At 41.4% G+C, this 9,426-nt stretch carries 8 protein-coding genes and 2 pseudogenes; 4 read left to right on the top strand and 6 right to left on the bottom strand.

Translation table 11 applies throughout. From position 1 onward, the window contains the following. Positions 1–109 precede the first annotated feature (109 nt). From ACE01T_RS16360 to hemE, 4 genes are all read right to left on the bottom strand, one after another. A complete protein-coding gene (locus ACE01T_RS16360; protein ID WP_395519688.1) occupies positions 110–2,011 on the bottom strand; it encodes an Lnb N-terminal periplasmic domain-containing protein in 1,902 nt (633 codons plus the stop codon). An 86-nt stretch (positions 2,012–2,097) separates the two neighbouring features. Continuing rightward, positions 2,098–2,568, bottom strand: a complete 471-nt coding sequence (locus ACE01T_RS16355) for a DUF3015 family protein (protein WP_180081138.1) — start codon at positions 2,566–2,568, stop codon at positions 2,098–2,100. 146 nt (positions 2,569–2,714) lie between these two features. Continuing rightward, on the bottom strand, positions 2,715–3,515 hold the full coding sequence (locus tag ACE01T_RS16350) for a DUF817 family protein (RefSeq protein ID WP_227609596.1): 801 nt from the start codon (positions 3,513–3,515) through the stop codon (positions 2,715–2,717). Between the two features lie 38 nt (positions 3,516–3,553). Beyond that, positions 3,554–4,624 carry a uroporphyrinogen decarboxylase gene (gene hemE, locus ACE01T_RS16345; RefSeq protein WP_395519687.1) on the bottom strand — a complete coding sequence of 357 codons (1,071 nt, stop codon included), beginning with the start codon at positions 4,622–4,624 and terminating at the stop codon, positions 3,554–3,556. A gap of 202 nt (positions 4,625–4,826) precedes the next feature. Between hemE and ACE01T_RS16340 the strand changes: the two genes are divergently transcribed. The 3 genes from ACE01T_RS16340 (at position 4,827) to ACE01T_RS16330 (ending at position 8,257) form a co-directional block, all read left to right on the top strand. After that, positions 4,827–6,062, top strand: a complete 1,236-nt coding sequence (locus tag ACE01T_RS16340) for a L,D-transpeptidase family protein (RefSeq protein WP_180081132.1) — start codon at positions 4,827–4,829, stop codon at positions 6,060–6,062. 182 nt (positions 6,063–6,244) lie between these two features. Then, a complete protein-coding gene (locus ACE01T_RS16335) occupies positions 6,245–6,943 on the top strand; it encodes a pirin family protein (protein ID WP_180176783.1) in 699 nt (232 codons plus the stop codon). A 342-nt stretch (positions 6,944–7,285) separates the two neighbouring features. Beyond that, entirely contained in the window at positions 7,286–8,257 is a 972-nt protein-coding gene (locus tag ACE01T_RS16330) for a methyltransferase (protein ID WP_395519686.1), read from the top strand. A gap of 225 nt (positions 8,258–8,482) precedes the next feature. On the opposite strand, the gene ACE01T_RS16325 is transcribed toward ACE01T_RS16330, so the two are convergent. Beyond that, positions 8,483–8,932, bottom strand: coding sequence for a LysR substrate-binding domain-containing protein (locus ACE01T_RS16325; protein ID WP_395519685.1), 450 nt, complete (start codon positions 8,930–8,932; stop codon positions 8,483–8,485). 39 nt (positions 8,933–8,971) lie between these two features. Between ACE01T_RS16325 and ACE01T_RS16320 the strand changes: the two are divergent. Beyond that, a pseudogene (locus ACE01T_RS16320) lies at positions 8,972–9,118 on the top strand (MFS transporter); the annotation flags it as partial. Between the two features lie 221 nt (positions 9,119–9,339). Here the strand turns inward: ACE01T_RS16320 and ACE01T_RS16315 are convergent. Next, positions 9,340–9,426: pseudogene (locus ACE01T_RS16315) on the bottom strand (IS5/IS1182 family transposase); the annotation flags it as partial.

Here is a 9,426-nt window from a genome sequence, read left to right as displayed (position 1 = left end):
GGAATTATTTAGACCAATGATCAAAAACTTCATTGATGACTTTATTCTCGATAAAAATCATCTGCTACCACAGAGAATCTATAAATAATACTGCGTAAGTCCTAAAGTATTAAAAAAAACGTACATAGCCCAGACTGGTTTTCATCCAGTCCTTATGGTCTTGTTGCTGGTATTGCCAATTAAAACGAATGACATTTTGCGGATTCAGGACATATTGCCACTGGGTATTCAGTTTAAGTTGCCATTGCTTGGAATCTTCCCAATACGGTAATTCTAGCTGTAGCAGACTATTGATGTGATCTGACCAGATATTTTGACAACCTATAGTCGGTCCCATCCCGACACGCCAGCCCTGATCTAAAGCCTTGCCGGCCTGTATATGGTTTTGCAGTTGCATATAGCACAAATGTTCACGTGCCGGGTTTGCATAGCTATAGCCCATCTGAACCTGTAAATTGGCAATCCCGTGCTGTTCCTGCTCACTGAACTGACCCTTTTGATCCAAAGCTTCCTGCTTCCAGCCCAAGTTAAAACCCCAGCTGAGTGGCGTTTTAAAGGGGGTCATGGGGTTATAAGAATTCACGCTCAGAACATCAAAATGTTCAAGTTTCAACTCATCATCACGATACAGGATTGAACCATCCCCAAATAGCAACTGTGTACCCGTCCTGAAGCCCCCTTGCGGATCAATCAGGTCATGATAAGCCTGACGATGTCCCAACTCGACGAACTTCTCACCCTGTACCTCCCCCATATTGACCGAAAAATGACGGGCATCATGTGCTTGAGTAGGGTCTACTTTAGGGCGTTGTGGTTGTGGGCGTTGTTTGTCCAGATCAATTTCACTGCGCATACTCAATAGCTGGCGCAAGCGTGGCTGGGCAAAAACTGGCTCAACTTTACGCCCGATAAATTGCAGGTATAAATCATCATAGGCCATTTCTAAAATCTTGGCTTTATCCAAGTCCTGATACGCCTCCATTTGCCTAGACATTTCTATAGGTTCGGCAAAAGCGACTTGATGCGCCACTTTAGCCAGACTTTTGCCATGCTGTCTGGCTTGCGATAACAGCTGGGTTTCTAAAGCCGGTCTATAGATTGTTTCCTTGACCAAACCCTGCCGCTCAATGGCTTTTATGGTTTCAACAGGAATGGCTGCGACTTTAAATTGCTGTTTTAAATTCAGCGCTGGACGAACCAGATCAATGAGCCCCAATAAACGATAGGCACAGTTATCACTGACAAAATAATAAGGAAAACTCACATGTTTCATTTCCCAAATGTGCTGCACTAAAAATCGGGTTTCGTCAGGAGTTAAGCTAAGTTCATATTCCCACAAATCCCGACTTTCCAGATCCCCATATTCCTTGACCTTACGGTAATAAGGCATTAAGGAATATTCCCCCGGATACTGCCCAGTTAGGCCATTCCAGGCAAAAGACCAGCCTTCGCCCTCGGTGACTGTGGCTGCATAATTCACGGCGTAGGATACCAAATTCAGCTGTTTCTGATCTTGGGGATCCAGGCGCAGCAAGGTATGCCCAAACATCGAACTGGGATTACCCATAAAGTCGGTTGCATAAATGAGTGTGGCTTTATAAGGCTTGATTTGACCAATCCAGTCGTCCAGTTCCGGACAGGTGACCACTGGTAATTGCTGTTCAGAAATATGCAGTTGCTGCATTAACCACTGGCTGCGTGCTGGAAAGCGACAACGCAGCGAATGATTCGGCGCTGCAGGTTGAAATAAGGCCTGAATATTGGCCTGCAATTCCTGTTTTAAATCAACTTGACCATTTGGCGATAAGAAATAACCTGCATAGCTGACTTCACTTTGTCCTTGTTTATCGGCATACATGAGTCTGCGCCAAGTGATGTCTTGAGCTAATTTTTGTTGTGCTGCACGTTCTATGTAGGGCTGAGTGATATGAGCTTCAATGCTTTCAACAGCTGTTGCCGAGTAGGTCATTGTGGAAAAGGTTAAAGTAAGAACGAACGCAAGTGATTTCATGCAAATTGGGTATTTATCTTTTATTCAAGAAGAAATGTAAAATAAGAAAAAACCCCGTCAGAATGACAGGGTTTTGAGATATTCAATTATACGTAGGCTTTCAAGACTTCATCTTTAGCCATCACTGCTTGCAAAGAAGCAAGTACCTGAAGTGAATCGTGATTTTCTGCAGCATAAATTTTAGCGAAGTTCTGTTTAGAAACCGCAAAAAAACGGGCTTTGTCTTGTGCTCTGATATTTAAAAGTTCAGCCAGTACATTTAGGCTTTCCCCTTCTCCAACGGCCATATCACGTGCCAAAGATTCAGCATTTTCATTGGTAAAAGTCACTGCTTGAGCAGTCACTGTCCCTGTGCCGCTACAACCTAGCGTACCAAAGGTAATACCGAATAACTGGTTGGCAAAAAGTCCATTGGTTGTTGCAGCAAGAATTTTAGGTACTTTACCGGATTGACCTGCCCAGACTTGAGAACCGATACCACAACCTGCATCTCGATCTGCAAATGCTGCTGTAGAACCGAGGGCTACAACTGCAGCTAAAGCTAATTTTTTCAACATGGTTATTCTCCAAAATTTATTATTCAAGTGTTCTAATTCTTCACCATTGTGTAAATTTTATTACACCTCTGTAAGATAGCGGCAACTTTCTTATAAGGCAAAACAATTTACACCAAAGTCATCACCCACCACATAAAACATTGAAGTTATTTGTTTTTTAAAGTCCAGACCCCGTCTTTGCTGCGATTACCCAATATTTTTAACACCAACACCAGACTCAGAAGCAGCAATAAATACCAGGAACCCATCTTGCCCCAGCCGACCATATGCCAGGCATCGACCTGACTGGGGTACAGCCAGATTCTGTAAAAAGTACTGATATTTTCTGCAATCCAGATCAGAAACGCTAAAACAATCAGTACGGGTAACATCGGGAGTTGTAGCTGATGCTGTTGCAACTGGAAGCGAATTTTAGTTTTCCAGAAAATGATCACACTCCAGACGAAGAGAAACAGGCGGATATCGGGAACAAAAAATTTACTCATGAAGTTGATATAGGAAAAAACAGCCAAAACCAGCATATTGGGAAAGCTTGGCAGTTTCTCAAAGGACACCTGATACAGTCTGAGTGAGCGTGCAAAAAAACTGCCCACTGCCGAATACATAAATCCGGCAAATAAGGGGACAGTCAGTATTTTAAACACTGCCGGCTGTGGATATTGCCAGGATGCAATCTGTGGATGGGTCAGAAAAATTTCCATGCCCATCGCCATGATATGAAACAAGGCAATGACTTTGGCTTCGGCCCACGATTCTAATTTTAAATACAGCAAACAGGCCTGAATAATCAGAGCATAGAACAGCAGATAGTCATAACGGAACAAGCCGTAAAACTCCTGACTCCCCATAGAGGCGGTCAGTGCAAAAGCAATCAACAGCAATATCCCAAATAAGGCAGCCGAAGCTGCCTTAAATGAGAACTCAAAACATGATTTAAAAAAACTGATCAAGGTTGAATCCTAATAATGAATTAACTCATACAGATTTAAAGATATTTAGCGCTGTATTCATGCACCGTATCAATAAACACTTTAGGATTAGCAGGATCAACCCACTGGGTAATACCATGGCCCAAATTGGCCACATAACCTGTTTTTTCACCACCTGCATAAGCATCATCCAGCATGGCTTTGGTAGCTTTTTCAATCGATGCAGCATTACCATATAAAGTGGCCGGATCGAGGTTGCCCTGTAATGTAGCACGGCCATTCACGGTTTGACGTGCCATGTTCAAAGATGTAGTCCAGTCCAGTCCAAAGGCATCAGCACCAGTTGCCACCATAGGCTCTAGCCACTGTCCGCCGCCTTTGGTGAATAAAATCACCGGAACTTTACGTCCGTCTTTTTCACGTTTTAAACCGGCAACAATTTTTTGCATGTAATTCAGTGAAAATTCGATATATTCACGATGTGCCAGCGCACCACCCCAGCTGTCAAAAATCTGTATCGCTTGCGCTCCAGCATCAATTTGCGCATTTAAATAATCAATCACAGCAATCGCCAAGCGGTCCAGCAAAGCATGTAACACTTCAGGCTGTGCATACATCATCTGTTTGGTATAGCGAAATTCCTTGCTGGAACCGCCTTCCACCATATAAGTGGCCAATGTCCACGGGCTACCCGAGAAACCGATTAACGGCACTTGACCACCCAAGGCTGAACGGATGGTGCTTACAGCATTCATCACATAATCAAGATCGGATTTGGCATTAAAATTGGGTAAATTCGCCACATCTTGCTCGGTACGGATAGTCTTATGGAATTTTGGACCTTCTCCCGCTTCAAAATACAAACCCAACCCCAAAGCATCTGGCACGGTTAAAATATCTGAAAATAGAATGGCAGCGTCCAGGTCATAACGACGCAAAGGCTGTAAGGTCACTTCACAGGCAAAATCATTATTTTTGCACAGGGAAAGGAAATCACCTGCTTTGGCACGTGTTTCACGATATTCAGGCAAATAACGTCCTGCTTGACGCATCATCCAAACTGGTGTGGTATCTACCGGCTCACGCAATAAGGCCCGCAGAAAACGATCGTTTTTTAGCGTCGTCATTTACTTTCCCATCTCATTTTTAATCTTCGAACCATCATAACAAAAAGGTCGAAAATTTAGTAACTTCTCTTGCAGCTAAAAATCGATCACGTTAAATGTAAAATTTTTTTACACAAAACAAATACTGCATCTCCTCATTTTTTCTGCAATACTTGCCTAGTTTTGTCACATAGTTAATGAATAATTCTTAAGGTTGAATTACATGTACGTTCGCACATTACTCGCCATGAGTTTAAGTTGCATTTTTGCGGGTACAGCGTTTGCCGCATCTACTGCTGAACAACCATTAAATCCTCAAAAGATTGCGAATACGGTGGTTCAAGATCCAATTGACCCACTGGCAACCGATGCCGCATCTGGTGCTGCAAGCACTGCGAATGCACAGATTACCCCACAAGAACAAAATGACCTGAACAAGGCCTCGCAAACCCTGCAAGATCTTCAAAATACTGAAGATAATAATGCTGCGATTGGTGCTGCACCGACTACAAAAACACTGAGCACGCCAACTACTACTCCTGCTTCTGCGAAAGCCTCTTGGACCTTAGAAGGTTTAAATAACGCTACATGGTATGACAATATTGGTAAAGGCCAATTCCCTGTTTATGCACGTGCCCATGTGATGCTCAACAATGCCCATGCTTCTCCGGGTGCAATTGATGGTGCAAGTGGTAAAAATACCCTGAAAGCCATTGCATCCTTCCAGCAAATCAACGGCATTAAACCGACAGGTATTTTAACTCAGGAAACTTGGGATGCTTTGATTGCTCGCCAAGGTGCTAAGCCTGCATTTATTGAATATACGATTACCGATGCAGACCTGAAAGGTCCTTATGCACAAACCATTCCGCACGATTATGCCCTGCAAGCCAAAATGAAAGGCCTGTATTACACGCGCGTAACCGAAATGCTGGGTGAAAAATTCCATATGGATGAAGACTTTTTGAAAAAGTTAAATCCTAAGGCAACCTTCAAAAAAGCTGGTGAAAAAATTATTGTGGCCAATATCCGCAATGAAGTTCCAGAAGATATTCATCTGATCGTTGCGCATAAAGGTGCGAAACAACTGTATTTATTTAATAGTCGTAACCAGATGATTGGCTCATTCCCTGCCACAATTGGTAGCTCAGATACACCATCCCCTACAGGTACTTATAAAATTACCGGTGTAGCGCAAAACCCATGGTACAGCTATTCACCAAGTAACTTTATTCAAGGCAATAATACAAAACCGCTTTCTTTACCACCAGGTCCAAATGCTCCTGTCGGAAACATTTGGATCGGTTTAAGTAAAAAATCATTTGGTATCCACGGTACACCAAATCCATCTGCAATTTCTAAAACTGCATCGCATGGCTGTATCCGTTTAACCAACTGGGATGCTAATGATTTGGGTAAAAAAGTCAAATCGGGTGTCACAGTTAAATTCCTGGAATAATCCCTGCACACTGTATGAAGAAAAGCCTGCATCTGTTGCAGGCTTTTTTATAAACTGCTGCCTCAACAATATAAACATCATCGTTTCAAAAACAGGATGACTTGTTGCCGTTTTATGATTTCTATGTCATTTTCAAACCATTAAAATAAGCTCATGTTTAAAATAATGATAGGAGCATTAATATGAATGCTTTTTTACACCCCAGTGACAACCGCGGTCATGTAAAAATGGGCTGGCTTGAGTCTAAACACAGCTTCTCCTTTGGTAGCTGGTATAATCCAAAACTCATGGGGATCAGTGCCTTGCGTGTAATTAATGACGACATTATTGCCGCACATAACGGTTTTGGCACCCATCCGCATGACAATATGGAAATCTTGACCTGTGTGCTTAAGGGAACAATTTCTCATAAAGACAGCATGGGTAATGAAGGTGGAATTTCTGCCGGTGAATGGCAACTGATGAGCGCCGGCACAGGTGTTCAGCACAGTGAAATTAACCAGGGTGATGAGCCGGTTCATTTATTGCAGATCTGGATTATTCCAAATGAACGCAATGCAGAACCAAACTATCAACAAATCAAATGTGACCCACGTGAACAGCCGAATCAATGGCATTTAATTGTTGGCCCTAACGAAAATGCACCGATGCATATTCGTCAGCAAGCTGAAGTTAAAACTGCAGTGATTAACCAGGGTCAACGCCTAAACATTGAAGCGACCCAATATATTAATTATGTGCATGTCATTTCCGGTTCAATCAAGATTGCAGAGCATACAGTAGAAGCTGGCGGCGCCATTGGCTTTTTAGAGGCAAGTCAGATTGAAGCTTTGCAAGATACTCAAGTTATCTGGTTTGATTTGCCTGAACTGAAAGGTTAAAACTATTTAATACCTCCAAGTTCGAGATGATTACTGTCAGGTAGTCATCTCAAACTATTTAAATAAAATAATAAAATGAATAATTTATTCAAATTTAATTGTTGTTTATAGCCTGTCTTATCGATCTATACAAAAATACAAATCTAACCAATCAGCAGCACTTTTTTACCCAAATCAACTGCTTTTTAGGCGAAAATCAAGCCTATCTTTTCTATGCAATTACACGATAAAAAACCCTTTAAGCAGTCAGGACTCGTCTGGTCACACCTCGTTTCAAAAACTTAAATAAGCTCCAAAACCTCGGAATTGGTTTTTAATAAATAATCAGAAGAGAACATCCATATGAACCAAATTTTGAATATCGATACCACTCAACAACAGGCTTTGCTTTTTTTATTAGATTTCTTAAAACAACGAGACTATCAATTTACCGCCATTACCCCGCTTTCCCATCAACGTATTCTGAGCCGAAAAAGACAAGAAAAGAACACCGTAATTACGCTTCGAGATATATTTGGCTGGAATTTGGCATTTGCCGAAACCAATCTTGATCCGGCACTTTTTGAAATTCTAAAAGAAAATCGGCTCATCCATTTTCAGGATCATCAATGGCTGAGTGATGTACGTGTCGCTTCGCTTGATCGTGAATTATTTATTCATTCAAGTTTCCCAACCCTTCAACACGATTCGGTATTTTTTGGTCCCGATACTTACCGCTTTGCATACCATCTTAAACAATATTTAGCAGCTCGGCCCCATTCATTTAAACGTGCTGTGGAATTGTGCTGTGGCAGTTCGGCTGCTGCTATTAGTCTGGCCAAAGATTATCCAGACTTTAATGAAATAACCGTGTCGGATCTTAATCCGAAAGCATTGTTGTATAGTCAAATCAATGCCAGCTTTGCAGGTTTAAATAATATCACTCCGGTTTACAGCAATTTATTTACTCATCTTGCAGGACAGTTCGATCTTATTTTTGCCAATCCACCTTATTTAATGGATGCAGATCAGCGTCAATATCGGCATGGTGGAAATCAACTCGATGGTAATGAACTCGCCTTCAATATTGTAAAAGAAGGCATTCAGCGGCTTAATCCTCAAGGATGTTTATTTTTATATACGGGTGTAGCTATTCGTCCAAACGGTAATCCTTTTTTACAACAGCTTGAAAAATTAATGCTGTCTCAACCGAGTATCCATTGGTGTTATGAAGAAATTGATCCCGATGTTTTTGGTGAAGAACTGGATCAGCCTGCTTATCAGCAGATTGAAAGGATTGCTTTGGTTTTGGTGAAGGTGGAATTGATGGATTAAAAGCGGCTGCAATATTGAAAAACTTTAAAAGGCGTTTAGCTAAAATCGAAACTATTAAAAAATAAAGCGACTACAGTTAAATCAGTCGCCGCTTTTCCACCTATTCTATTTTAGGATGAATTAGGAAGCTATAGCTGAACCGCATCAATGACAGTCGGCTCTGCAATATCATCGACACGTTTTTTAAAATGGGGGACCCGGCGGGACTTATTCATCAGCGCATCATCAAATTAACTCCAAAATATCAGCCTGTTGAGCCTGCTGTATCAGCCAGTCTTTAAATGCATTCAGCTTGGGTAAAGTCCGGCATTCTTCTCTGTAAACAACATAATAAGCCAAAGAGGAAGGACAGTTTATTTCTGGATACAGGCGGACCAGACGCCCTGCTCTTAAATCATCATAGACCATGACACTTCTCGCGAGTGCTACTCCTTGACCATTAATTGCAGCCTGTAATACCGCAGCTGAATTATTGATTTTGAGACCCCGTGGATTATCTTCATTAGTTATTTGATGAAAATGCAGCCATGTATCCCAAGTCGTGAAACCAGAGTGATGATCCATTGAGAGATCATGAATTAGAGGTAAATTTAACAATCCTTCAGGAGACTTTAATTGTTCTAAATGTGCTTGATAAAAGGCGGGTGAACAGACGGGAAACGTTTCTTCTCCCATTAATTTTTCAGCGACAAGTCCAGACCAACTTCCACTCCCATTGTCGGGTTAGCCTGTTCTTTCAGTGCTGGAGCTTTATTGGATATTTGGAGATGGCAAATCATGAATATTGCTCTCCTACCTTGGATTATTCTCTCGGCCTTATCTCTGTTATGGCTACATAAAAAAGATGCAAAAGCAATTTAACTGCTGGAAGGAAAAAATATACCCCCTTCATATTTTATGAGGTCTGTGAATATAGAAACTTCTACATGACAAAAACAGTTTGAAATTTACATCTCAACTGCAATTTACGATTTTCAGCGTAATTCCGATAAGATTGGAATAGCTTTTATGCTAAGACTCTGATGAGTTCTAGCGAACAAGGATTGCTTTTCTTGTTATTCTTTTTAGGGTCTGTTGACATTTCAAGTATAGAATTTACCCGATAAAGGTAGCCAAATAAATATACAAGCTAATGCAACTGCACCCTCATAGCTACACTTTAGCTTATC

It is taken from the genome of Acinetobacter uliginosus (assembly GCF_044130295.1).
Classification (GTDB): Bacteria; Pseudomonadota; Gammaproteobacteria; order Pseudomonadales; family Moraxellaceae; genus Acinetobacter.
Note: the sequence above shows the minus strand (reverse complement) of the source record. Positions and strands in the feature narration are given on the sequence as shown.